This is a genomic window from Domibacillus tundrae (assembly GCF_000970675.1).
Lineage (GTDB): Bacteria > Bacillota > Bacilli > Bacillales > Domibacillaceae > Domibacillus > Domibacillus tundrae.
Genome location: NZ_LAJA01000005.1, coordinates 1 through 23,422, shown reverse-complemented (window position 1 = coordinate 23,422; position 23,422 = coordinate 1). Strand labels below are relative to the sequence as shown.

The 23,422-nt window shown below is 43.8% G+C and carries 25 protein-coding genes and 1 riboswitch; of the genes, 6 read left to right on the top strand and 19 right to left on the bottom strand.

Going from position 1 to position 23,422, the window contains the following annotated elements; genetic code table 11:
• Positions 1-8 precede the first annotated feature (8 nt).
• From VQ00_RS06610 to VQ00_RS06570, 9 genes are all read right to left on the bottom strand, one after another.
• Complete coding sequence (locus tag VQ00_RS06610) at positions 9-1,340, bottom strand: DUF2252 domain-containing protein (RefSeq protein WP_046179368.1); 1,332 nt, start codon at positions 1,338-1,340, stop codon at positions 9-11.
• A gap of 68 nt (positions 1,341-1,408) precedes the next feature.
• Positions 1,409-2,338 (bottom strand): AEC family transporter, encoded by a 930-nt coding sequence (locus tag VQ00_RS06605; RefSeq protein WP_046179438.1) that lies wholly within the window; start codon positions 2,336-2,338, stop codon positions 1,409-1,411.
• 175 nt (positions 2,339-2,513) lie between these two features.
• Positions 2,514-3,407, bottom strand: a complete 894-nt coding sequence (locus tag VQ00_RS06600; protein WP_046179367.1) for an acyl-ACP desaturase — start codon at positions 3,405-3,407, stop codon at positions 2,514-2,516.
• A gap of 87 nt (positions 3,408-3,494) precedes the next feature.
• Complete coding sequence (locus VQ00_RS06595; protein WP_046179366.1) at positions 3,495-4,505, bottom strand: ABC transporter substrate-binding protein; 1,011 nt, start codon at positions 4,503-4,505, stop codon at positions 3,495-3,497.
• Positions 4,502-5,245: an ABC transporter permease gene (locus VQ00_RS06590; protein ID WP_046179365.1), complete on the bottom strand. Its 744-nt coding sequence runs from the start codon at positions 5,243-5,245 to the stop codon at positions 4,502-4,504. Before VQ00_RS06590 ends, VQ00_RS06595 begins: the two co-directional genes overlap by 4 nt.
• A complete protein-coding gene (locus VQ00_RS06585; protein ID WP_046179364.1) occupies positions 5,245-6,009 on the bottom strand; it encodes an ABC transporter ATP-binding protein in 765 nt (254 codons plus the stop codon). Before VQ00_RS06585 ends, VQ00_RS06590 begins: the two co-directional genes overlap by 1 nt.
• Positions 6,002-6,676: a thiaminase II gene (gene tenA / locus VQ00_RS06580; protein ID WP_046179363.1), complete on the bottom strand. Its 675-nt coding sequence runs from the start codon at positions 6,674-6,676 to the stop codon at positions 6,002-6,004. Before tenA ends, VQ00_RS06585 begins: the two co-directional genes overlap by 8 nt.
• A gap of 1 nt (position 6,677) precedes the next feature.
• Entirely contained in the window at positions 6,678-7,958 is a 1,281-nt protein-coding gene (locus tag VQ00_RS06575; protein WP_046179362.1) for an acetylornithine deacetylase, read from the bottom strand.
• Between the two features lie 77 nt (positions 7,959-8,035).
• Positions 8,036-8,141, bottom strand: a riboswitch (TPP riboswitch).
• Positions 8,142-8,187: 46 nt separating this feature from the next.
• Positions 8,188-9,180, bottom strand: coding sequence for a zinc-binding dehydrogenase (locus VQ00_RS06570; protein WP_046179361.1), 993 nt, complete (start codon positions 9,178-9,180; stop codon positions 8,188-8,190).
• Between the two features lie 122 nt (positions 9,181-9,302).
• Here VQ00_RS06570 and VQ00_RS06565 point away from each other — a divergent pair, with 122 nt between their 5' ends.
• The gene (locus VQ00_RS06565; protein ID WP_046179360.1) at positions 9,303-10,259 is read left to right on the top strand and encodes a DMT family transporter; all 957 of its coding nucleotides are present in this window, start codon (positions 9,303-9,305) and stop codon (positions 10,257-10,259) included.
• 51 nt (positions 10,260-10,310) lie between these two features.
• On the top strand, positions 10,311-10,874 hold the full coding sequence (locus VQ00_RS06560; RefSeq protein ID WP_046179359.1) for a DUF3267 domain-containing protein: 564 nt from the start codon (positions 10,311-10,313) through the stop codon (positions 10,872-10,874).
• 11 nt (positions 10,875-10,885) lie between these two features.
• Here VQ00_RS06560 and VQ00_RS18500 read toward each other — a convergent pair whose 3' ends face one another.
• Positions 10,886-11,044 carry a hypothetical protein gene (locus VQ00_RS18500; RefSeq protein WP_156153994.1) on the bottom strand — a complete coding sequence of 53 codons (159 nt, stop codon included), beginning with the start codon at positions 11,042-11,044 and terminating at the stop codon, positions 10,886-10,888.
• A complete protein-coding gene (locus tag VQ00_RS06555) occupies positions 11,041-12,045 on the bottom strand; it encodes a zinc-binding dehydrogenase (protein WP_046179358.1) in 1,005 nt (334 codons plus the stop codon). The genes VQ00_RS18500 and VQ00_RS06555 overlap by 4 nt, the downstream gene beginning before the upstream one ends.
• A gap of 112 nt (positions 12,046-12,157) precedes the next feature.
• On the opposite strand from VQ00_RS06555, the gene VQ00_RS06550 reads away from it, so the two are divergent.
• Positions 12,158-12,538: a ferritin-like domain-containing protein gene (locus VQ00_RS06550; RefSeq protein WP_046179357.1), complete on the top strand. Its 381-nt coding sequence runs from the start codon at positions 12,158-12,160 to the stop codon at positions 12,536-12,538.
• Positions 12,539-12,593: 55 nt separating this feature from the next.
• Here the strand turns inward: VQ00_RS06550 and VQ00_RS06545 are convergent, their stop codons facing one another.
• Genes VQ00_RS06545 through VQ00_RS06535 form a run of 3 tightly spaced genes read right to left on the bottom strand, consistent with a single transcriptional unit; the run spans position 12,594 to position 14,514 of the window.
• Positions 12,594-13,370: an alpha/beta hydrolase fold domain-containing protein gene (locus VQ00_RS06545; protein ID WP_046179356.1), complete on the bottom strand. Its 777-nt coding sequence runs from the start codon at positions 13,368-13,370 to the stop codon at positions 12,594-12,596.
• A gap of 11 nt (positions 13,371-13,381) precedes the next feature.
• Positions 13,382-14,086, bottom strand: a complete 705-nt coding sequence (locus tag VQ00_RS06540; RefSeq protein WP_052728392.1) for a thermonuclease family protein — start codon at positions 14,084-14,086, stop codon at positions 13,382-13,384.
• 29 nt (positions 14,087-14,115) lie between these two features.
• The gene (locus tag VQ00_RS06535) at positions 14,116-14,514 is read right to left on the bottom strand and encodes a hypothetical protein (RefSeq protein WP_046179355.1); all 399 of its coding nucleotides are present in this window, start codon (positions 14,512-14,514) and stop codon (positions 14,116-14,118) included.
• 220 nt (positions 14,515-14,734) lie between these two features.
• Between VQ00_RS06535 and VQ00_RS06530 the strand changes: the two genes are divergently transcribed.
• The gene (locus VQ00_RS06530; RefSeq protein ID WP_046179354.1) at positions 14,735-15,751 is read left to right on the top strand and encodes a C40 family peptidase; all 1,017 of its coding nucleotides are present in this window, start codon (positions 14,735-14,737) and stop codon (positions 15,749-15,751) included.
• A gap of 140 nt (positions 15,752-15,891) precedes the next feature.
• On the opposite strand, the gene VQ00_RS06525 is transcribed toward VQ00_RS06530, so the two are convergent.
• Entirely contained in the window at positions 15,892-17,571 is a 1,680-nt protein-coding gene (locus VQ00_RS06525; protein WP_375143359.1) for a ribonuclease J, read from the bottom strand.
• A gap of 182 nt (positions 17,572-17,753) precedes the next feature.
• Here VQ00_RS06525 and ku point away from each other — a divergent pair, with 182 nt between their 5' ends.
• The gene (gene ku / locus VQ00_RS06520; RefSeq protein ID WP_046179353.1) at positions 17,754-18,530 is read left to right on the top strand and encodes a non-homologous end joining protein Ku; all 777 of its coding nucleotides are present in this window, start codon (positions 17,754-17,756) and stop codon (positions 18,528-18,530) included.
• Positions 18,531-18,736: 206 nt separating this feature from the next.
• Here the strand turns inward: ku and VQ00_RS06515 are convergent, their stop codons facing one another.
• Positions 18,737-19,756 (bottom strand): STAS domain-containing protein, encoded by a 1,020-nt coding sequence (locus VQ00_RS06515; RefSeq protein ID WP_046179352.1) that lies wholly within the window; start codon positions 19,754-19,756, stop codon positions 18,737-18,739.
• A 189-nt stretch (positions 19,757-19,945) separates the two neighbouring features.
• Here VQ00_RS06515 and VQ00_RS06510 point away from each other — a divergent pair, with 189 nt between their 5' ends.
• Positions 19,946-20,188, top strand: a complete 243-nt coding sequence (locus VQ00_RS06510) for a hypothetical protein (protein ID WP_156153992.1) — start codon at positions 19,946-19,948, stop codon at positions 20,186-20,188.
• Between the two features lie 148 nt (positions 20,189-20,336).
• Here the strand turns inward: VQ00_RS06510 and VQ00_RS06505 are convergent, their stop codons facing one another.
• From VQ00_RS06505 to VQ00_RS18800, 3 genes are all read right to left on the bottom strand, one after another.
• Positions 20,337-21,023 (bottom strand): hypothetical protein, encoded by a 687-nt coding sequence (locus tag VQ00_RS06505; protein ID WP_046179350.1) that lies wholly within the window; start codon positions 21,021-21,023, stop codon positions 20,337-20,339.
• 21 nt (positions 21,024-21,044) lie between these two features.
• Entirely contained in the window at positions 21,045-22,397 is a 1,353-nt protein-coding gene (locus VQ00_RS06500; protein ID WP_046179349.1) for an arsenic transporter, read from the bottom strand.
• Positions 22,398-22,578: 181 nt separating this feature from the next.
• Positions 22,579-23,422, bottom strand: an 844-nt coding sequence (locus VQ00_RS18800; RefSeq protein WP_046179348.1) for a hypothetical protein, incomplete at its 5' end; no start/stop codon positions are given.

Sequence of the window (23,422 nt, the reverse complement as noted above, 5' to 3'; positions counted from 1 at the left end):
TTTTTTCCTTACGTAAATTTTGTATTCAGCCAGCCGCAAAACAGCACGTAATCTTGTTTAACACGTTCTTTGTACGCCATTGACATAAAAACGAGCTGTTCAGAAAACGCATCAAAATCTTCGCCAATCGCATTTAAAATCTCTTCTTCACTATGATAGTCTAAGAGTGAATGTGCGATGTCTACATCAGCGCGGGCGTGGATCTTCGCCGCAATGCCGCCAAAGACGTCGAGTACTTTATCGAACTCTTTTTCGTTTTCAATATCTTCCGGCTTGATCCGCTTTTTGTATGGCGACCGTTCCCGTACGTAAAAATGCCGGTTGTCGATCGTGACATAACCTAACAATGGGTCATCGTAGTGATGCATCGCTTTTTGGGTCGTGACCACACGTTCACCTTGATGGCTGTATTTCAGCCAAAATTCTTCATTATACGGCATAAAATAAGCCGGTACGGGTGCACGAACTTCTTTCATTTCCAAAATCAAGTCATCAAGCTGCTCTATGCATTCCTGCTTACCTTCTATTAAAATGTAATAGCGGTCGAGACCGATCGAAGCCGTACCGGAACCATGCCTGCGCACAATATGCTTTATTTCATAAAATTCGCTCTTTTTCCGGTCTGCATCATCCAAGCTGCTTATATAAGCATGCCAGACCGCTTCGATCTTCTCCTGCTCTTTTTGTGTAACCGGTGTGAGTTCTTCTGAAAGGTCAAACGTCCGTGTACTGTCTTCTTTTACTGTCCATTGTTCCAATAGCCGCGTTGAATCACGTTTTTCAAGTTTTTTCAGCACTTTGCGGATTGGACCTTTCGTGTTGTGCTCCGTGTAAAAAAGGGTGATTGGGTCTTCTTTTCCTTTTACAAACTTTTTCAGCTGCTTATAATAAGCTTCAAGAAATACACGCATGCGTTCCTCTGCGTCACCAAAGCCGTACTGTTCACAGTAAAGTGCAATACTGACAGTCATGCGAAGTAAATCGTATACGTACGAACCCATGTAGCCTTCGTCAAAATCGTTGGCATCGTATACAATATCCCCTTCACTATTTTGAAACGCACCAAAGTTCTCCACGTGCATATCACCTTGAATCCACGTCGGTTTATCGTCCGGTGTATGAAATGAAAATGGGATTTTTGTTACATCATAATAAAATAAATACGCGCTGCCCCGGAAAAATCGAAATGGATTTTCCGCCATTTGCCTGTATTTATTCTTGCGTTTATCATGACTCAGGCCGGTGATCCGTGAGTCAAATTCATTCAGCACCGTCTCTAATATATTTGAACGAAGCGCGCGGCGCGTTTTCTGTACTTCTGCCATCCAGTTTTCAATCATCCATATCCCTCCCTCGTCCTTTACATTTTACCACAACAAAAAAGAGCGCGGTTTAGAAAAAACGGCGCTTACAACGGGAACCATATTTTTGCCAAATAAATGACCAATGCCACTGTTACACTGCTGAGCACAGTGGTAACAATAACGGCCTGTGACGCAAATTCTGGATAATTATCGTATTCAAGCGCCAAGAGCGCACTATTTCGTGATGTAGGAAACGAACTGGCAATAAACATCGCCTGGGCGAGCGTCCCTTGAACATCCAGCAGAAAAATGACGAGCAGACCGATCGCCGGTGAAAGCAGCAGCCTGGTTGAAACGGCAAGTATGAGCGGCTTAGAAACAGATGTGATTTTCATATAAGCACATTGTGCGCCAAGCGTAATAAGAGCTACCGCTAAAAAAGCATTTGATGAATTTTCGATTGGTGACCATAAAAAGAATGGGATTTTGATGCCGGCTGCTTTTAACACAACAGCTAATACAAGGGCATGAAGCACCGGCAGCTTGAGTACTTTTTTCAGCACGTTCTCATTATCGGCCGAAGCGGAAACAGAGTTGTAAAACCCCCACGTATACGTCAGCAGATTTTGAAAAATCGAAATAATAATTTGAACAGATAAGCCAAGCGGATTTGCGGCAAACACAAGACCGCTTACCGGAAGACCATAATTGCCTGAATTGCTTAAAACGGCGCTGTTTTGAAAGCTGGATGATAATTTCCGCTCAAACCCTGCCATCTTGGAGATGAGCATGGCTGCCGCAATTAACAGTCCATTAAACAGCAGCAAATAAACAAAAACGATAACAGCGGTTGTACCCGATAGCTCTGTTTCATATATATTCACAAAGCACACCATCGGCAAAAAGAAATTAATGGTCAGCTGTGATAATGTCGGCATGTGCAATGTATATTTCCGGTGCAAAAAAGCGCCGGCTGCAATAAGCAAAAACATAGGAAGAATAATTTGAATAAGCACATTTGTGAAGACTGCCATCTTGTAAACGCCTCCAATAAATAAAAAAAGAAAACGAAGCGCGGCGCTTCGTTTTCCCTGGGGATGTGAAACACTTCTGTTCACATCAGGGGATGAAATAATCGTAACACTGCATCCCTTTTCCGAACAGATTGTTATCATTTTATCCTTTTTATTCATATTATCCATGAGTGAATTACTTTTGTGAACGCATAAACCGTTCTTTTACCCGTTTCATCCGGGCATGGTAATTTAAAATGTCCAGACGGGCCTTTTCTGCTTCTGGCGCAATTGGACGAAGATTTTCAATATCCCAATACTTAATAATAACATCAAGCACTTGATCAAAATATTCCAGCGGTCCATAGTTTGCCTCTTTTGCAATAATCGCCATCCGATTTTCAAAATCCGGCATAACGGCACCCGGCATCTGGAAGTTTTTAATAACGTGCCCGAGATGGTAGCAGTAATTTGGCTCAAGCTCTAAATGAAACTTGATCACGTCACGGTAAAAAGCATAATGAAGCGTTTCGTCTTTAGCGAGACGGCGTAAAATTTTGCCCAGATCCGGATCGTGCTTGTTCGCTTCTTTGGCGACATTGTTGTAAAACACCATGGTCGCAAGCTCCTGCATCGACGTGTACACCATCGTTTCAAACGGCGTGTGGAAATCAGGCTCCCAGCCGTTTTCAACGGTCATTTTATGAAGCTCATGCAGCCGATTTGGATCAACACTGCGTGTAATGAGCAAATACGTTTCAAGTAAGTTTGAATGCTGATCTTCTTCTGCAGTCCACGTATAAACAAAATCTTTAACGATAGAAAGCGAGCCTTTAAACGTCTGCGCAAGATGCGACGTAAACCAAGGCAGATTCACTTCAGTCAAAAGAGCGGTTTCAATTGCCGTGACAACGTTCGGCGGTAATGTAACCTGCGACGGATCCCAAGGCACGCGGCGGAAATCCTGCGCTTTGTCCCATGGCAAAAATTCATGGTAGCCCCAGTCAATTTTAGCAGAACGTGTTTTATGTTCATCGTATAAGACTTTCAGTCTTGGCTCTAGTCGAAAATCGAGATCATTTGTTAACAAGTGCATCCCTCTCCTTTACATCCTGCCTATCTTTACATTGTACACGATAACAGCAAAAACTGCCCAAATTTTGGGACAGTTCCTTTCTCATTCCGGCATATTGACGAACAGTTCGTCGATTTTCGGATCCTTTTCAATTAAGCCTGTCTCTTTCATCCATTTGGCTGTATCTGCCCATGGCTGCTCTTCCTGGTAGCCAAAGCCTTGCTCTGAATCCATTAACGGCAATAAAATATCCATGCTCTCTTTTTCTACTTCTTCTTCAAGCGGGAAGTTTTCGGCTTCCTGATTCGCCATCAAAATATCAAGGGCCTCATCTGGGTTCGCTTTCACATCGTCAAAGCCTTTCCCTGCCGCGCGCCAGAACGCTTGGATGAGTTCTGGGTTTTCTTCCCACATTTTGTCGCTTGTGACCGTAATTAATTCATAAAACGATGGCACACCGTATTTGGTTAAATCAAAATTGGCGGTCTTGTACCCTTCAAACTCTAAAAGTGGCACTTCGTGGTTAATATACGCACCGACAACGGCATCTGCTTTTTTGCTGATCAACGCTGCATTTAATTCAAAACCGACGTCAATCAATTCTACTTTCGATGGGTCTCCTCCATCTTGTTCCACCATTGTTTTGACAATGGATTCATTGAGTGGAATACCCGTATAGCCGACCGTTTTGCCTTCTAAATCTTTTGGTGACTGAATGTTGCTTTCAGCAAGTGATACGACGCGGTTTAACGGCTCACGCACAATCGCGCCAACGGACTTCACGCCTACATTTTGTTCCGTACTTGCTACGATTACATCCGGCTGGTATGTAATCGCAAGCGTGACTTGATCAGACGCGGCCATCGCAATCGGATCGGTCGCATTCGCCGGAAATTGAATATCAAGATTAATGCCTTCATCTTCAAAATAGCCTTTTTCCTCTGCTACATATAAAAAGCTGTGTACTGCATTCGGATACCAGTCGAGCATAATGCTGACGTCCTGCAGCTCTTGATCGCCGCCCCCTGCTGTTTCTGTCTGTGTTTCTTCTTCACTTGCCCCGCACCCTGCGAGCATCATTGCCGCAAGAATACCTGCTGTCCATTTTTTCATTCTTTATTCCTCCATTTCATTGATCGTTTTTCAAGTACCTTCACAAGTAAAAATAAAACAATACCGACAGCAGATAACAGAACAATTGGCGCAAAAACGGCCGCGCCGTCAAATTGAGTCATCATCCGGCGGCTGAAGTATCCAAGTCCCGCCTGGGCACCAAGCCATTCCCCAATCGCCGCGCCGATCACACTTAGTGTAACGGCTACTTTTAAGCCGGAATAAAAGTGCGGTTTCGCAGAAGGTACCTGCACTTTTAAAAAGATATCTTTTTTCGTTCCGCCCATCGTCAGCATTAATTCCCGCAGCTCTTTGCTGCTTGATTTCAACCCGTCAAATGTATTGACAGTGATCGGAAAAAACGTAATCAGAACGGTCACAACGACCTTACTCCAAATCCCATAGCCAAAAAACATAATAAAAATCGGCGCAAGCGCAATGGTCGGAATCATTTGTGATGAAATGACAAGCGGATAAAAAGCCCGTTCCGCTGTTTCACTAACCGCCATCCAGACGGCAAGTGCCACACCGAGCACAATCGATATCGCAAGACCGATTAAAATGATGGCAAGCGTGGATGGCAAATGGTCAAAAAGAAGTGTTTCCCGCAGTTCCCAAAACCGGATCGCGACGCCAGATGGCGGCGGAAAAATAAACGACAAGTTTACGAAACGGGAAGCCAATTCCCATAACCCAAACAGGAAAATGACAATAAGCACGGCGGGTCCATATTTTTTCATCACAATCTCTTCACCCCGCCCCGCAATTGATCAATAAGCTTGTCTTTCAGTTCCATCACGGCCGGATCATTTAAATCACGCAGCGATCTTGGACGGCCAAGTGGCACAACGACTTCCTGAAGTGTGCGTACCGGTGTATCCTGAAAAACGAAAATCCGGTCGGATAAAAACAGTGCTTCGTTCACATCGTGCGTAATAAACAAAATTGATTTTTCCCGTTTTTCCCACTGGTCCAGCAGCCACTCCTGCATAGACAGCCGCGTAATGGCATCAAGCGCACTAAACGGCTCATCCAAAAGCAGAATATTGGACCCTGTTAAAATCGAACGTAAAAAGGACACTCGCTGCTTCATGCCGCCGGACAGCTCAGACGGATACTTATGTTCTGCACCGTTTAGTCCAAATTCATTCAAAAGCGGTAAAATACGGATAGATGACTCTTTTTTACTCACTCCCGCAAGCTCAAGTGGAACTGCAGCATTTTCGAGCACCGTTCGCCACGGCATTAATAAATCCTGCTGCGGCATATAGCCGGTGCGGCCGTGGCGGTTTTTGGGCTGCTCACTATTTATCCGTATTCGTCCGTGTTCCTCCGTTTCGAGACCGGTAATTAAGCGAAACAGCGTACTTTTTCCGGAGCCGCTTGCGCCGATAATCGTGACAAATTCCCGTTCGTAAACCGTTACATTTAAATGGTCGAGAATTGGCTTTTTGCCGCCGTATGAAAACGACACATCTTGAAACTCAAGCACTGGCTTACGCATTAATCGGCCACATTTCCCCGTTGTACGCCATTTCCCAGAACATGTACTCAAACCGGGTCGTATTTAAGAAAATCTCTTCTAACCGTTCGCGTTCTTTGTCCGATTTTCCAGCCGCGTGCTCGTCCATCAACTCGATGCACCACTTTGCAAGCTGGCCGAATTCTTCCGAGGCGTACATTTGAATCCATTCACCGTACAACTCATGATCCGCAGCACCCGGCCGCTTACTTAATTCTTTGCCAATTTCCCAATAGCTCCAGGCACAAGGCAAAACAGCCGCAACGACATCCGCAAGTGTCCCGTTCTGAGCGGCGTGCAGCATATAGTGCGTATACGCAAGTGTGATCGGTGACGGCTTCGCCTGCTCAAGCTCTTCTTCTGTGATGCCGAACCGGGCCGCATACTGCCGGTGCAGTGCCATTTCTTCATTGAGTGTTCCGTCCAGCAGCGCTGCAAATTTGCCCATTGTCGCTATGTCGTCCGCTTTAACGGCGCCAAGCGCAAATACTTTTGCATATTGAATTAAATACAAGTAATCCTGCACCATATAAAAACGGAATTTTTCCGGATCGAGCGTGCCGTCCGCCATTCCTTTTACGAACGGGTGATAATGGTTTTGCTGCCAGATCGGCAGACATTTTTCTTTTAGCTGATCGCTGAATTTCATGTCACTGGTCTCCTTTCTTTTGGTGCGTCCAATTGTATATAAAGGAAGCCATCACTTTCGTGTATTGAACGAGTTCATCGATATCGAGCTGCTCATTAACCGCATGGGCATGATGCAGCTTGCCGGGTCCGTAAATTGCGGTTGGAATGCCGGCATCCGCCAGCCATCCTCCATCAGTTACGGATGGTGACACGTCAAGTATTGGCTTTTCTTTTAGCACCCTGCTGTGTATGTCCATCAATGTGTGAACGGCCGCATGATCAGGATCCACTTCAAACGATGGGAAAATTTCTCCGCGGTCTTCGATCATGGACGTGCCGCCCCACTCAAACTGTGGCGGATTTTCCTGCATCCACAAGTCGCCTTTTGCTATATTTCCGATAAATTCTTCTACTTCTTTTGCCACACTTTCATATGTTTCATTCGGATAAAAATGGACCGTAATCCAAAGGCGGCATTCATCGGCAATAAAAGCGGCGTGACGTCCACCTTCAATCACTGCTGGATTGATCGTTGTTGTTCCCGGCGGAAATCCAGGATAACTTTTCATGACCGCCCAATGCCGCTCAAGCTCCTGCAGGCCATGAATAATTTTTGTCATTTTTTCAATGGCACTTGCACCTAGCAGCTTGCCGCCTGCATGAATCATTTGCCGGCGCGTAGCATCATGAAATGTCTTATCGCTTTTTAGTGTGATCCACCCAGTAATGACACCGCCCTGGCCTTGAATATGCAGATCACTCGTATCAACGACGAGGGCAAAATCGGCGCTGTAGCTCTTTTTGCAGCATTGAAGGGTGCCCGCTTCGCCGACTTCTTCACCAATGACAGATTGAAAAATCAAATCACCCGGCAGTCCAATACCCGCCTCATGGAGAAGCTGAATCGCAAATAAAGCGCCGGCGAGACCCCCCTTCATGTCTGCTGCGCCACGCCCGACTACAGCATTCTCTTTAATAATCGGCATGAATGGATCGGCGTCCCATTTCTCATCCGCGCTCACTTCCGCCACGTCCATGTGGCCATTTATAATTAAACTTTTATACACGGCACTGTCTGTTCCTTTTAATGTACCAACGACATTCGGATCTCCCGGATATACATCCCATTTATCAATTGCGAAGCCTTTTTCACGCAAAAAAGCAGCAACAAACTGCTGGGCTTCTTCCGTATTACGGGCAGGCGGTGCCGGCGTTTTAAATGAAATCAATGTTTTCAATAAATCAATAAGTTCATCTTTCCTCTTATCAATTTGTGTATGTAATTGTGTGATCGTGGTCATAGCAGCCTTCCTTTCTAAAACGTAAAAAAGCCATTTCTTCGCAAGGAAGAAACGGCTGTCATGACAAATTGAAGTAAAACGTCAAAACACCTCTTCCTTACGCCGGTTCAAACCGGTTCAAGTTATAAGGGTTAAGGCAGCTCGCCTCTCTCAGCCCCATTACGGGCACCCCCAGCGGTGATTCCTATTTAATTTGATCTTGTTACTAGTTTTATCACACTAAAGCGTTTCATTCAATAGAAAATGCAATTTTCCCGATCTGCTCGGCTTTTTCCATTCTTGTAAAGGCTTCTTCAAATTGATCAAGTGTATACGTCCGGTCCATAATAGGATGTAGTTCATGTTTTTCGATAAACTGAAGCATTTCATTCAGTTCTTCACCGCTGCCGAGCGTTGAGCCGTGCATGTTAAACTGGCCATAAAAGAAGGTTCGTAAATTAATCATCACCTCATCCCCGGCCGACGCACCAAACGTAACAATGGTACCGCCAGTTTTCAACTGCTCAAGCGACTGATTAAATGTCGCCGCACCGACAGATTCAATAACAAGATCGACTTTTTCTCCGCCGAGCGCTTCAGTCCAGCTGCCCGCTGAATCAATGGCTTTGTCCGCGCCGATTTCCAGCGCTTTTTGGCGCTTTTCTTCCGAACGTGACGTGACGTACACAGCAGCACCTGCTGCTTTTGCAAATTGAAGCAAAAACGTCGCTACTCCGCTGCCGATGCCTGGAATTAATACCGTCATGCCAGGTTTAACATTGCCTCTTGTAAATAGTGCGCGGTATGCCGTTAAAGCGGCAAGTGACAAGACTCCTGCTTCTTCCCATGACAAGTGTTGCGGCTTCAGTACCGCATTTTCTGCGGGCACAATGATTGATTCTGCAAATGTTCCGTGAAACGGCAAGCCAACAATCTCAAATCCAGCAGGCGGCGCATCGCTTTTTTCCGACCAGCCAAGTCCCGGGTTGATGATCACTTCGTCTCCCACTTTAACCGATGTTACACCCGCGCCGACTTCATCCACGATACCCGCGCCATCTGATCCGATCACAAGCGGCGGCTCATGCTCTTGATGACGGTGCAGTACAAATAAATCGCGATGATTCAGCCCCGCTGCTTTTAACCGAATCCGCACCTCCCCTTGTTTTGGTACCGCTTCCTCTGTTTCACGGCAAGAAACACCGCTAAGTCCGGCGGCTCCTTCATGCACAATCGCCTTCATCGAAATTCCCCCTTGTTTTTTGTCAGTATGATATGATTTTAACATACATATAACGGTGCCTGTCACCCAGCGCATGGACACATTAACGAATTAGGGGACAGATACCGGGAAGGAGGCGCTTTATGAAAGAAATAGCCATTGGCATTTTAGCTTCGGTGTTTTTTGCAGTAACCTTTATCTTAAATCGTTCGATGGAGCTGTCGGGCGGCAGCTGGATGTGGAGTGCCTCCCTTCGTTTTTTCTTTATGGTGCCGTTTTTTGCGATCATTGTTGCCATGCGCGGCAGACTGCGACCACTATTTACAGAAATGAAGCGCAATCCTATTGCATGGGTTGTGTGGAGCTTTTTCGGATTTGTGCTTTTTTATGCTCCGATTACGTATGCAGCGGCATCCGGACCGGGCTGGGTTGTCGGCGGCACGTGGCAGCTAACGATTGTCGCCGGTGTTCTCTTAACGCCGCTGTTTACGGAGAAAATAAACGGGCAGGTGATCCGTCATAAAATTCCGCTCGGCGCGTTAGCGATTTCCTGTGTCATTTTGATTGGTGTTGCATTGCTTCAATTCGAAAAATCAGATGGCTTGACAACGTCCGCCTTTATGACCGGTGTCTTGCCGGTGCTGATCGCGGCTTGTGCGTATCCGCTTGGCAACCGGAAGATGATGGAACTGTGCGGCGGCCGGCTTGATACATTTTCGCGGATTCTCGGCATGATTATTGCGAGTCTCCCATTTTGGATTCTCATTAGTGCATTTGGCTGGGCAACGGATGGAGCACCGTCCTCAAGCCAGCTGGTTCAGACATTTATTGTCAGCGTGTCATCTGGTGTTATTGCGACAACACTCTTTTTTATCGCAACTGACCGATCCCGCCACAATCCAGGTCAGCTTGCGTCTGTTGAAGCGACCCAGTCCGCGCAGGTATTGGTTACTTTGATCGGTGAAGTGCTGCTTTTCAGTGCGGCGTTTCCAGGTCCAATTGCATCCGGCGGTATTGTGCTGATTATTATCGGCATGATCCTGCACAGCTGGTATACGAAAAAATTGAAGGAGCGTGGAACACGTGAACATGTAGCTTAAGCGGCATCGTTCAATGTGTGCGTCAAAAACTGGAATGAAAGGGTGACTTCGATGAATCTTCCTCGTGAACCGGACCAGGTCATTACATTAAACATGAAAAGTATTCATATCTGGGCAATTGTTCTCACGCTCATCTCTGTATTCATCGGGGCCTTTCTTATGGCGTTTCTCCATTTAGAAAGCGGCTTTTCTTTTTCATTGTGGGGATTTGTTTTGTGGGCAATTTTGTATATCCTTTTAATTGTTCTGCATGAGATATTCCACTTGATCGGTTTTATAGTTTGGGGGAAATGCAGAAGAAGGGACCTCATTTATGGAATTAACCGGGAACTTGGCATTGCGTATGCGGGCACGAAAAAAATACTGCCCGTTTCTGCTATGAAAAGAGCGCTGCTCCTTCCTTTCTGGGTAACAGGCCTGCTTCCGTTCATCGCGGGAATTTGGCTGAATAGTGCTGTTTTAATGATTACATCCGCTTTTTTAATCGGTGGAGCGGCCGGCGACTTTTCAATGTACCGTCAGCTGCGTCGGGCTAAAAAAAATGCGTTTGTTTTGGATTACCTTCATGAGCCAGTTTTGTATGTCTTTAATGAAAAAGTGGACGTTCCTTATTAGGAAGCGCCCACTCAGATTGTAGAAAAATTAAATTTTTTACCGGAATATCCCCTTGCTGCTTTTCTAAAACACCTATCGGTTCCAGGTAAAAAAGCGAGGCCGCTTCCCTGAAAGATACCTGTTGCTTTCGCAATAGAAGCTGTTGTTAAAAAGGCTGTCCACTTTTTCATTCAATATTCAGCACAATTTTGCCGAACGAGTCGCCGTCTTCCATATACTTGAGGGCTGAAACGGCATCCTCAAGCGGAAACTGCTTATCGATAACTGGACGGATTTCGTGCTGTTCAAACAACGTCAGCATATCCGCAAATTCCTGCGGGCTGCCCATTGTCGTTCCGCGTATATCAAGGTGCTTGAAAAAAACACGCGGCAGTACAAGCTCTGGCACCGGTCCGGCCGTTGCACCAAAGTTGACGATTCGTCCGCCTGGATTCGCGAGCTGAACTAAGTCTTTAAATGTTTCGCCGCCGATCCCATCAATGATGACATCGGCGCCGCCCATTTCGCTCTTTAGTGCTTTTACCCAGCCATCTGCCCTATAGTTCATGCCGCCGGCCGCGCCCATTTCTTTCGCCCGTTCAATTTTTCCATCGCTGCTTGATGAAACAAAAACATGAGCTCCTTTTGCGACAGCAATTTGCAGGGCAAATAGCGCAACACCACTCCCAATACCCGGAATAAATACAGTCTCTCCTTTTGTTAACTCGCCGCGCGTAATAAGAGCCCGGTAAGCCGTTAAAGCAGAAAGCGGAATCGCCGCTGCTTCGGACCATGTTAAATAGGGTGGCTTTTTATACACATTTTCACATGATATTTTCACGTATTCTGCATATGTACCATCGGTTGGCATACCGAGAGTATGAAATTTAGAGCTGCTAAACCGAATATCATCCCCCCATTGAAGACCTGGATTGATAACGACCTCATCGCCTTGGCAAAGACTCTCCACTCCGTCTCCAACTGATTCAACGACGCCTGCTCCATCCGCCCCAAGAATGGAGGGCAGTTTTATGCCCGGGTACATCCCATATGTTATAAACACGTCACGCCGATTTAATGATGCGTTTTTCAGCTTTACGACGATTTCCCAGCTGCTCGGAACTGGTTTTTCCACCTCTGTGTACTTTGCCATGTCCGGACCGCCTGTTTCTTTCAATAAAATGGCTTTCATTGTTTTTCCCCCTTTGTCTGACGTTTCTCATCCATTTACCCGTCCATTTTAACAAGAAAACGACAGCATGCATATGATATAGCACTACTATGTAGAAAAGGACGTGTTCTCTATGATGACTGAGCAGCTCACAAAAGCGATAAATGGAGAGTATACGGCCATTCATTGGTATGAAAAGCTTGCCAATCTAGCGACAAACCCTTCAGCGAAAAAACGGATTTTGGCCATTCGTGAAGATGAACTGCAGCATTTTGAAGCATTCTCCGCTCTTTATCATGCATTAACCGGATCTGCTCCATCTCCTAAAATGAATAAACCTTGTCCAAAAATCTTTAAACAAGGCGTTCTTTTATCGTTTCAAGATGAGCAGGAAACGTCTGAATTTTACCGGCAAATAGCGGATTCTTCTCACCTTCCATATATAAAAAAAGTATTCAACCGTGCAGCAGCGGATGAACAGCGGCATGCCGTCTGGTTTTTATCGTTTTTATAATGACAGCTTGTTCCCTTTTATACTCCCGCATTGCATTATCGGCGGAAAAAACACGTTAAAATCCTTGTTTTCTCAGCCACTTCTCACACACAGCCGTCCATAAAAAAGCTTCCGAATGATCAGATGCGAGACCGAGACCGTGGCGGCCGCTTTGAAAAACGTGCAGGTCAAATGGGACACCAGCACGGCTTAAAGCACCAGCAAATAAAAGGCTGTTTTCAACCGGAACCGGTTCATCTTCCGCTGTATGCCAAAGAAATGCGGGTGGTGTGTCTTTCGTTACGTGCCGTTCATTAGATAAAAATAAACGCTGCTCGCCCGAGGAACCGAGACCGAGTAAGTTTTCCATAGACCCCTCATGGCGATGCTCCCCAAATGTAACGACCGGGTACCCTAACACGACGACATCCGGCCGAGATGATTGTTGTTCGATCTGATCCGCCGCACTGCTGATTCCATGGTCATATTTCGTGGCAAGTGTTGAGGCAAGATGCCCGCCTGCCGAAAAGCCGAGTACACCAACCTTCTTTTCGTCCACATTCCATTTTTCTGCCTGTTGCCGGATCATACGAATCGCACGCGATGCATCTAAAAGCGGCACGGGATGCTTATACGGTGCAACCCGATAATGAACGACAAACGCATGAATGCCCAGACTGTTTAACCATTTTGCGACAGGCTCTCCTTCATGATCGGCCCGTCTTCGATAGCTTCCGCCTGGAAAAATCAGCATCGCGGGCGCCGTTTCTGTTCCAGCCGGATAAGCCGTCATATATGGTGCTTCCTCCTCTTCAATCTGAAAAGGTGCTTCTTTTTCCCACAGTCGAATCATAAAATTCCCTCCTACTTTGAATTAAATCCACGTTCGGTCACATATCCATCCATTGACCAGATACCCTTTTCTTTCTTTTTAGCAATTTGCTGTTTTGCTTCAAATTCATCAAGGTAGCGTGTATTTGGCGGATACACGTAAGCAACCCGCGCATATCCTTCTTGAAGAAGCGTTTCCTGAACGCTTTTTCCATTCACATATACGTATACTAAAATCCGGCTATATTTATCAAGGCGCTGGCCAATATCAAATTCGATTGTGATATTACCGCTTTCCAGCAGCTCCGCCGTCCGCTCTTTCGCCTCTTCCCCGAGCGGCTGCTTGCCAAGCTGTGGATGGCGCGTTTCCGGGGTGTCGATAAGTAAAAAACGGGCGCTGAACTCCTCGTTTTCCCCATCGTTGTCCGCATCAAATGCAAATACGGCCGTATCGCCGTCAACCGGACGGACAAGGTCTGCCGGAATCGGGTCCATCGTCCCTTTTGTTTTTAAAACATTGTTTGTTTCGTTAACCGGCTCCTGTGAATCGTCCGTATTTGCAGTGTCCTGCTTTTCTTTTTCAATTGCTGTCAATACATCTTCTGTTACTTCGAGAACATCATTCACCTCATCTAATGTGCAAGCTGATAAAAAAAGAGCCGCAACCCCGGATAGAATGATTGTCATCCACTTTTTCACGTCTAAGTCCTCTTTTCTTTCCTTGTAGAAGGCAGCCATTAAAAAAACCTCTTCAATTTAAGAGGTTTTTATTTCTTTGCCGCTGCCTCGTTAATGTATTCCGCAATGATCGGAATCGATAATTCCAGGCCGCTCGTCGTCAAACTATTTTTCACGTACTCAAGCTTATTGCCATCGCTCGCGTATGATTGAATATTCAGTACGTTATTAATGTATAAAATGCCTTCGTTTGTAATCATCGGTTTGATAATCTGCCCATCTGTTTCATCATAATGGCGGATTTTTTCGAGTCCATTGATCAGCCCTTGGTCAAATAAATCATTCATCGCAATCTCATAGACAGCCGGTTCCATGTTTTCACTCATCCGTTCATGCAATTCATACATGACATCCGGCTTGTTCTCCAAATAATACTGCACATAATATGCGAGAAGCACCTGTTCTTTTATCGGTAATTTCTTGCCCATACAAACGCCTCCTTTTTCTTTCCTTTTTATTATACATGATGCAGGCGCATATCCGTCAATTTCCATTCAACGTCATCCTTCACAGCACATACACTATTAACAAAAAGCTAAAGGTTGCGATGGTGAATGCACAAACGCCGAAAAAATTTTATTAACAACACTTTCAAATCGTGATATAGTCATGACAACAAATACCATATAGATAGAGGAGCTTCAAGATATGACCTTTAAAAAGGTGATGATGGCAATCATGCTTTGTGTAATGGCTTTTTCACTCGTCCCTCCTGCTGCAAAAGCAGCCGCCCCCGCCACTTGTTATGCGAAAACACCCGCTAAAAAAACATACATTAATGTATCCGTCGCCACTCTTTGGAAAGAACCCGGCACGAAACGGCAAATGGATCAGCACGTCCTCTCCAATCCCGTCAACATGAAAGCATGGACGTCAAAAATGACAACGGTCAAAGATCGGCTCTGGCTGACAGGAAAAGCTGAAACGCAGGCACTGTACGGCCAGGAAGTAACCGTGTTGAAAACGAGCGGCAGCTGGGCACAGGTTGCTGTTAAAGACCAGTCTACACCTAAAAACAGCAAAGGCTATCCCGGCTGGCTGCCAAAAGCACAAGTAACAACACAGCCGGCCGCATATGAAGCATGCGAGACGGCGGGTGTAAAATCAAATACGGCTGTCCTGTTTCAAGATAAAAAGACATCCTTTATGGAACTGAGCTTTAATACTGAGCTGCCGATTATCAAATCAGAAACCAATTGGGTGCAGGTGATGACCCCGGCCAACGGCGCTAAATGGTTAAAAAAGGGCGATATTCGCATTCTCGCCGCCACTCCGGTCATTCCGAAGCCGATCGGCACAGCGCTGCTCACAACCGGCAAGCAATTTCTCGGTCTTCCTTATTTATGGTCAGGCGTGTCGGCTTATGGCTATGACTGTTCAGGCTTTACATCTTCTGTTTACCGGTACCACGGCATCAGCATTCCGCGTGACGCGTCCGATCAGGCGAAAAAAGGAAAAGCGATTGCGAAGTCGTCCTTAAAGCCAGGTGATCTGTTGTTTTTCGCTTATAATAATGGGAAAGGAAGCGTTCACCACGTTGCCATGTACGCCGGAAACGGCCAAATGATTCATTCACCAAAAGCCGGCAAACGAGTGGAAATCATCTCAATGAATACAGCTCCATATAAACAGGAATATGCAGGAGCGAGACGCTACACCGATTAATATAAAGAAACAGTAAACATCCCCGGCACTCATATCCCGGGGATGTTTTTTACTTTTATACAGGCAGCACAGTGCCACTTCGACACGTTTTGAGTGGTGAATGCAACCAGCAAAAACACAGAAATACCTGGTCAATCAGATTATACTTCAATAATAATCGGAACAATCATCGGCCGTCTTTTCGTTTGAGCGTATAAAAATTTGCCGACGGATTCTTTTAAGTTTTGCTTCATGATCTTCCATTGCGTCACATTTGCTTCCTGCAGCTTGTTAATGGTCGATGTTACAATTTGATTTACATCTTTTAAAAGTTCTTCTGACTGCCGGGCATACACGAATCCACGGGAAATGGTATCCGGACCCGAGATAATCTTGTTCTCTGTTTTGCTTAACGTAATGACGATCACAAGCATTCCATCCTCGGAAAGCTGTTTGCGGTCACGCAAAACAATATCCCCCACATCGCCAATCCCTAACCCGTCAACAAAAATGTTTCCTGCAGGTATTTTCCGCGTTTGGCGGGCAGTCGATTGGCTGATATCGACTACATCGCCATTTTTCACAACAAAAATATTCTCTTTTTCGACACCGACAGACTCAGCCAGCAGGCGGTGCTGATACAGCATTCTGTATTCACCGTGAATAGGAATAAAATACTTTGGTTTCATTAATGTAAGCATCAATTTTAATTCTTCCTGGTAAGCATGTCCGGAAACATGCATACCCGTGGCTGTTCCCGATCCATAGATCACTTTCGCTCCCAGCATGAACAAATTGTCGATGATCCGCGCAACATTCCGTTCATTCCCTGGTATTGGCGTTGAAGAGAAAATAACCGTATCGCCCGGGAAGATTTCCACTTGCCGATATTTTGAACTGGACAGACGGGATAAAGCCGCCAGCGGTTCTCCCTGGCTTCCCGTACAAAGAATTGCCACTCTTTCTGGAGCCCAGTCATTCACTTCATTTGCTTCAATCAGCATATCGTCCGGGATCGTCAAATAACCAAGTTCCATCGCAACCGACACAACATTCACCATACTCCGGCCAAGCAAAGCAAGCTTTCGGTTTGTTTTGACCGCCGCATCCACCACCTGCTGTACACGATGGACATTCGAAGCGAAAGTCGAGATAAACACTTTCCCATCCGCTTTGTTAAATGCTTCTTGAATATGCGTGCCGACAAGCTTTTCTGATGGCGTAAATCCGGGACGTTCCGCATTCGTGCTTTCTGATAAGAGAGCTAAAACACCGTTTTTGCCGAGATCGGCCATTTTATGAATATCCGGATATTGGTCATTTACCGGCGTTAAATCAAATTTGAAGTCGCCGGTATGTACGATCGTTCCTTCAGGTGTATGGAATGCCACCCCTAAACAATCAGGAATACTGTGATTTGTTTTAAAAAACGTCAAGTGGATCGTTCCTAACTCAATATTCGAATGGGAATCAATTGACGTAAGCTTTGTTTCCCTAAGAAGCCCATGTTCTGTCAGCTTTATTTCAATTAAGCCAAGCGTCAGCCGGGTGGCATAAATAGGCACATTCAATTGCTTTAAAAAATAGGGAATGCCGCCAATGTGGTCCTCATGACCATGTGTCACAATTAAAGCTCGGATTTTATCTTTGTTTTCACGCAAGTATGTAATATCCGGAATAATCAAATCAATGCCTAATAAACTCTCGTCTGGAAACTTGGACCCGCAGTCAATCACCACAATATCGTCTGCATATTGTACCGCATACATATTTTTCCCGACTTCATTCACACCGCCTAAAGCAAATATAGATAATTTATTTTCCGCTGTGTTCAAAATCATATTCCTCCCCAACTAAATCATTATCCAAATTGTGCCCTTTTAAAGTCCTTTTATGCTTTTCCTTTTTTAAGACCACTTTCAATCATTCAGCTAACATATTTTCGTTAAAAACGGCCATGATTGCCACTCTTCATGCATAGCAAACTCTCTTAGGCCACAAAATAAGACCGAGGTGAAAAAATATGCAAACAATTTTTCGAGGCTCAATCGAATTTGGATTGGTTTCCATCCCGATCAAACTTCATGCCGCTACTGAAGACAGAGATATTAAATTGCGCCAGCTGCATGCAGAATGTAAAAATCCGGTTAAGCAGCTTAAATTTTGTCCAGTTTGTAACAGAGAAGTCGATTTAAATGAATTGGTTAAAGGGTATGAATATGCTTCGGACCGCTTTATCGTTATTTCGGATGAAGAGCTGGCAGGTATAAAAAGTGACGTTGAAGATAAATCGGTCGAGATCATCGAATTTATTCGATTAAGTGAAATCGATCCGATCTTCTTTGACAAAACATATTATTTGGCTTCTAATACGGCAGGAACAAAAGCATACGCATTATTAAAAGAATCATTAATGACAACAAGAAAGGTTGGTATCGTAAAAATTACGATACGCTCAAAGGAACGGCTGGCAGTAATCCGGGTTTTTAATAATTATCTTGTCCTTGAAACGCTTCATTTTCCCGACGAGATCCGCTCAACGATGGAGCTGTCCAACCTATCCAGCATAAAGTTGACGAAGAAGGAAAAAGAAGTGGCACTTGCACTGATTGAGCAGATGACCGAAAAGTTCGATCCATCCAACTACTACGACGAATACCGTGAGAAACTGGAAAAGCTGATCAAAACCAAAATGCCGAAACGGGCTGAACCGGTTCCAGACGCTTCACATATTCTTAGCTTAATGGATGCGATGGAGCGAAGCATTGTCCACATCCAACAGCAAAAACAAGCAAAATAAACCTGTTCCATCCATTAAGACAAATGGCCGGCTGAAACGAACAGACAGCTCGTATGGCCTGAAAAATATTGTCCCGATCAAACTTGCTGAGCGAATGAAGGATGAATCGTGACATTATCCTTACGAACGCGCCTGTTAGTTTATCTTACGCATACAAAAAAACGGCACTTCCTCTAGTGAAGTGCCGTTTCGTGTTCCATTCGTTTTTAAATAATCTTTCGCCCATGCTGTCCTAAAGCAAAATAAATTCCATGCTGCAAAGTTTGAAAACAATCAAATATAGACAAATTGATATTTGATTGCGAAATAATCATGCCGAGTTCAGGAGAAATGCCAACAAGGATCGTATTTGTCCCGATTAGAGAAGCCGCAGAGCCGATTTTTTCAATAAGGCTTACCGTATGGCCACTTATGTCTTTATCCAGTCCAGTTAAATCCAGCACAAGATAGTTCGCCTTATATGCAGGAAGATTATTTAACGTTTTAACAACAAGTTCTTCTGAACGTTCCTCATCATATTTTCCGAGCAGTGGGACCACCACGATTCCTTCAAGAACGGGAATAATGGGTGAAGAAAGCTTTTTCACCAGTTCTTTTAGTTCTCTCGTTTTTTCTTCTACAAGAGCTTCTAAGCGGAGAATTTCTTCTGCTTCCTTTTTTCTCGCTAATTGATGAATATTATTTGTAATCGTCACATCTGACGGAAAATATTCAATCACACTATATTCATGGCCTTCCAGTTGCTGCTGCACGACTTTATACCAAATATTTGTACCGAACAGTCCGGTAAAGATTCCAGCATAGTGTGCGGGAAGATAATTGCCGCCCTGTGTCTTTCCTTGTGCCAGGTTGATTTTATATTCCCAGCTGTCTTGAATATGAGCCGTCAACGCTTTTGATTCGAAGTCTAAATTTTTAATCGTGGTCCGTCCCCAGCCAGCTGAAGCATATGTATTCGTAATCAATTCTGCTGCTTGCGCGATACTGACATCCTTTATTTTCTCAAAGTACTGCCCTACCACTAATCCCTGCCGAAAACCGGTTGTCTCAAAAACAAGGTTTGATGCTTCTTCGCCTGAAATTTCTTCAATCGTATCGAAGAACGTTCTCATTGCGGAAGAAACCCAGAAAAGAACCGCATCCTCCCCTTCAAATAGAAATGTTCCTTTTTCCAGATCCCATTCAAAGTCAAGCCCGCCTACATTGATACTTGAATTCATTTTCATATATTGATGCTCCTTTTGCTTTAAGCAATTGTTTTTTGCACATAGTAAGTTCATTATAGTTATTATAAAAAAACATGTCCAATACAGATGCTGTTCCTTTTCTTTTCTGCTTTATCATCTCCTTATGCAATGGATGCGAAACATTTCGGATTTCATTGCCAATATGAGAAACTTGATCGTACTGAGTATATGAAAGCAAAGATAAAAATTCATTATTTTTCATTATCGTTTTTGTTCGCTTTTGGTGCTTATGTGATTTTTGGTAATACACTTGGCGATGATCATTTACTGAAAGTGGATGGAATCGTCTCTGAATGCAGCCGGCTTCCTGTCCGGAAACAATATTCAAAATTGGAAGGCTACAGTTCAAAGGATGAGATCGTGTCCATTCACTTCGCTGCGGGTGACGATTATGGTGTTGCCATTTGGTGACAACCACCTGCCACACCGGGATGTGCTTTGTGTTGACGTTAAATCTTTTTTTCATTTTTGTTAAAGTAAACATAAAAAAGCCCGAATAGAGACTTTTTTAATGTCCACTATTCGGGATACAGTTCATACAGCAGAGCCGTTTCTTTTTTTATAACTGTTGTTTTTCTTCTTTAAATACAAATGGCATAACCGTTTTAATATGATGAATATTTAAATGAATTTGCTGCTCCCTCACTGTCAGCAATTCTATAAATTCAGCTTCTTTTCCAATCAGTTGGCCGCTTATGCTGTCTTTTCCTTCAATGTTTAATGTAATAAAAGAGCCTTTTAATTTTGCCAGATGGTCTTCAAAAGCAGATGGAGGCCCTTTGATGACTGAAACAGGCGCTTTTGTGAGTTTGAACCCGTAAGGACGGGAATCTTTAGAGTAAGGAATTAGAAATTTGATATGATGAATCGGGATAAGTATCGTTTCATAAATAGGTGTAAACAGTACCAGATAATCATCCAGCACATTTGTTATATAGCCATGAATAGCGTGAGCGGCCGTTATATTCACTTCAACGAAGCTTCCTTTCGCCGCAGCGTGCAAAACTTCTTTTAATGATAATTGTTCATCAAACGAAAGTGTCATGGCGGTATCAGACTGCGAAAAAGAGCCGGCTTCTTCTTTGGATAAAGAACGTATTTCCCGGATGTGAAATAGCGGGATATAGTAAAAGTCGTTTTGGCTTAGCAGCACAAGTACGTCGCTGCCGTAATCAATCAAGACACCTGTCAGCTCTTTTTTGCCGACAAGATTTAAATAGACCGGTTCACCAATGTATTTCTTCATTTCATGAAACCTCCTTCTCCCTTAAAAAAGCCAACTGTTCCATAAATAAAGAAAAAGAAGACTGGCCACAAGACCGATCGGAATGACGATAAATGTTACTTTCATGTACTGCCTCCAGGAAATATGAACATTGTGTCTTTTCAACAAAAACATCCATATTAATGTAGCTAATGTTCCGACAGGCGTCAAAAGCGATCCAATATCGCTGCCGATTACGTTTGCCAGATAGGCGATCTGCATCGTTTTATGATCCAGCCCCATTTCGGTTATCGACAATGTACCGATCATAACAGCCGGCAGGTTATTCATTATGTTTGAAAGGATTGTCAAAAACAGCCCCATGACCATGCTCGCATAAAAATGGTTTTCTGTGACTATTTCTTTTAGATAAACGACAATAAGTTCATTTAATCCGACATTTTTCAATCCGTATACAAGAACATACATGTTAAAAGCGAACAATAAAATGTGCCACGGTGTTTTTTTCACGATATCCATTATTCCATCTTTCGTTCGGAACCACCTGATTAGAATAAGGAGAAATGCTCCACTTAACCCGACCCATTCAATTGGAACCCCAAGTGGAGATAACAAGAAAAAACCGGCCCTGGTGATCACGACGATCGATAAACAAACTTTAAACAGCCACCAATCCACTTTTTCATTTGTATCTGTCAATTTCAAAGGGTGGTCCAGCTTTATATTGTTTGTGGATCGGTTCCACTTTAATTGTAAAATAGGTATTTTTCTCGGGATATCTCCATGAAAATAGACATAAAGCATAAGCGCAATCAGAAGAATTCCTGCTAAAGAAGGAACGAACATCATCTCGATGTAGCTGTTTAAGCTAAGTCCGACAATTTTAATAGCGATCAGATTGGAAATATTGCTGACGGCAATCGGGGCACTTGCAGCAGTGGCAATTAAAGCGCCTGAAATTAAGTATGGAAAAGCCTGTTTTGGCTTCATTTTCAGAAGTAACATAATATGAATAATAATCGGTGTTGTAATTAAAATGCTGCCATCATTGTTAAAAAACATCGTCATGAAGAAACAGAGAAGAATAACATAAAAAAATAAGTGCCTCCCTGACCCTTTTGACCGAATGATGATATTTAGTGCAATCCATTTAAAAAATCCAATGCTGTCCAGCACGATGGACATCATAATTGTTGATAAAATCGTCAGTGAAGCACCACTTACGATGTTGAAAATATCTTTAATATCCGCAAGCGGTACAATACCTAATGCTAAAACGAACACTGCTCCCGCCGACGTCGGGATGGTTTCATTTACATCGAAAGGCCTCCACAGCATAATGGTAATGACAACAAAAAAGGTCATGGCCATTAAGAAAAGCTCTGAATCAAGCATTCGTTTTCGCCGCCTTCTTCTTTAAAGAAGCTCCTTTCATAGTGAGGAGTTCACTTTTCTTTCTCTTTGAATTGGTTAAAAAAGATGGTTTAATAAACAGAAAGTAAAAACAGCCTCCAGTCGCTAAATAAAAAACCGTCATCGCCATCCCTGCTCCTCCTCCCTGCAAAAAAAGAGTACATTAGTTGTTCATCATTTCCCGTCCGATCCTTTTTTCTCGTAATTCCCTATACTGTTTTTCGGCCTGCTTCATCAGGGAATAATATTGAGGTTCAAGCTGTTTTTCTGCCTGCTTCATCAGGGAATAATATTGAGGTTCAAGCTGTTTTTCTGTCTGCTTCATCAGGGAATAATATTGAGATTCAAGCTGTTTTTCTGTTTCTTCGATTGTAATGACAGATGTCCATGGTTCTTTGGTTTCTTCTACTATTATCTCTAGAGGAGCATGTGTACTTAACTCGTCTATTGTTGAATCCGCGCACTTTTCCGCTTTTCTTGTTTTCAATCTTTTTCTCGCTCGGCTTTTTTGAGCATGTGTTTGATTAAATGGAGAATCTTCCTGGGAATTCTTGATAACCTTTTTTATCGCTTTAACAGCAGAAACATCTTTTCCCATCTTCTCCCCAGTCACTATCTCTTCATCTGCCTCATTAGGAATTTGAGGCTTTGCAGAATTTTGTGATTTTTTTATTTGTTTTAATTGGTTCTTTATCTTTTTTACCACTTCCATTTTTTCTTTATCTTTAGAAAATGTTTTATTTTCACTTGTTTTATCTTTTGCTTCTGTCCGAGCGGTGAGTTCTTTTTCTTCATGTTCACCCATATCTGCTTTACCTTCGGAGGATGATTCATTTTTTCTTCTCTCATCCTTTGCTTCTATCCGAGTAGAAAGTTCTTTTTTATCCTGCTCATCCGTTTCTTCTGTACCTTTCAAAGATGATTCATTTTTTCTTCTCTCATCCTTTGCTTCTATCCAAGTAGAAAGTTCTTTTTTATCCTGCTCATCCGTTTCTTCTGTACCTTTC

What these genes read in the sequence shown, in the direction of transcription:
- VQ00_RS06610 (WP_046179368.1), bottom strand. Translation starts at nt 1,340, where the DNA reads ATGATTGAAAACTGGATGGCAGAAGTACAGAAAACGCGCCGCGCGCTT.
- VQ00_RS06605 (WP_046179438.1), bottom strand. Translation starts at nt 2,338, where the DNA reads ATGGCAGTCTTCACAAATGTGCTTATTCAAATTATTCTTCCTATGTTT.
- VQ00_RS06595 (WP_046179366.1), bottom strand. Translation starts at nt 4,505, where the DNA reads ATGAAAAAATGGACAGCAGGTATTCTTGCGGCAATGATGCTCGCAGGG.
- VQ00_RS06590 (WP_046179365.1), bottom strand. Translation starts at nt 5,245, where the DNA reads ATGAAAAAATATGGACCCGCCGTGCTTATTGTCATTTTCCTGTTTGGG.
- VQ00_RS06585 (WP_046179364.1), bottom strand. Translation starts at nt 6,009, where the DNA reads ATGCGTAAGCCAGTGCTTGAGTTTCAAGATGTGTCGTTTTCATACGGC.
- tenA (WP_046179363.1), bottom strand. Translation starts at nt 6,676, where the DNA reads ATGAAATTCAGCGATCAGCTAAAAGAAAAATGTCTGCCGATCTGGCAG.
- VQ00_RS06575 (WP_046179362.1), bottom strand. Translation starts at nt 7,958, where the DNA reads ATGACCACGATCACACAATTACATACACAAATTGATAAGAGGAAAGAT.
- VQ00_RS06570 (WP_046179361.1), bottom strand. Translation starts at nt 9,180, where the DNA reads ATGAAGGCGATTGTGCATGAAGGAGCCGCCGGACTTAGCGGTGTTTCT.
- VQ00_RS06565 (WP_046179360.1), top strand. Translation starts at nt 9,303, where the DNA reads ATGAAAGAAATAGCCATTGGCATTTTAGCTTCGGTGTTTTTTGCAGTA.
- VQ00_RS06560 (WP_046179359.1), top strand. Translation starts at nt 10,311, where the DNA reads ATGAATCTTCCTCGTGAACCGGACCAGGTCATTACATTAAACATGAAA.
- VQ00_RS18500 (WP_156153994.1), bottom strand. Translation starts at nt 11,044, where the DNA reads ATGAAAAAGTGGACAGCCTTTTTAACAACAGCTTCTATTGCGAAAGCA.
- VQ00_RS06555 (WP_046179358.1), bottom strand. Translation starts at nt 12,045, where the DNA reads ATGAAAGCCATTTTATTGAAAGAAACAGGCGGTCCGGACATGGCAAAG.
- VQ00_RS06550 (WP_046179357.1), top strand. Translation starts at nt 12,158, where the DNA reads ATGATGACTGAGCAGCTCACAAAAGCGATAAATGGAGAGTATACGGCC.
- VQ00_RS06545 (WP_046179356.1), bottom strand. Translation starts at nt 13,370, where the DNA reads ATGATTCGACTGTGGGAAAAAGAAGCACCTTTTCAGATTGAAGAGGAG.
- VQ00_RS06540 (WP_052728392.1), bottom strand. Translation starts at nt 14,086, where the DNA reads ATGGCTGCCTTCTACAAGGAAAGAAAAGAGGACTTAGACGTGAAAAAG.
- VQ00_RS06535 (WP_046179355.1), bottom strand. Translation starts at nt 14,514, where the DNA reads ATGGGCAAGAAATTACCGATAAAAGAACAGGTGCTTCTCGCATATTAT.
- VQ00_RS06530 (WP_046179354.1), top strand. Translation starts at nt 14,735, where the DNA reads ATGACCTTTAAAAAGGTGATGATGGCAATCATGCTTTGTGTAATGGCT.
- VQ00_RS06525 (WP_375143359.1), bottom strand. Translation starts at nt 17,571, where the DNA reads ATGATTTTGAACACAGCGGAAAATAAATTATCTATATTTGCTTTAGGC.
- ku (WP_046179353.1), top strand. Translation starts at nt 17,754, where the DNA reads ATGCAAACAATTTTTCGAGGCTCAATCGAATTTGGATTGGTTTCCATC.
- VQ00_RS06515 (WP_046179352.1), bottom strand. Translation starts at nt 19,756, where the DNA reads ATGAAAATGAATTCAAGTATCAATGTAGGCGGGCTTGACTTTGAATGG.
- VQ00_RS06510 (WP_156153992.1), top strand. Translation starts at nt 19,946, where the DNA reads ATGAAAGCAAAGATAAAAATTCATTATTTTTCATTATCGTTTTTGTTC.
- VQ00_RS06505 (WP_046179350.1), bottom strand. Translation starts at nt 21,023, where the DNA reads ATGAAGAAATACATTGGTGAACCGGTCTATTTAAATCTTGTCGGCAAA.
- VQ00_RS06500 (WP_046179349.1), bottom strand. Translation starts at nt 22,397, where the DNA reads ATGCTTGATTCAGAGCTTTTCTTAATGGCCATGACCTTTTTTGTTGTC.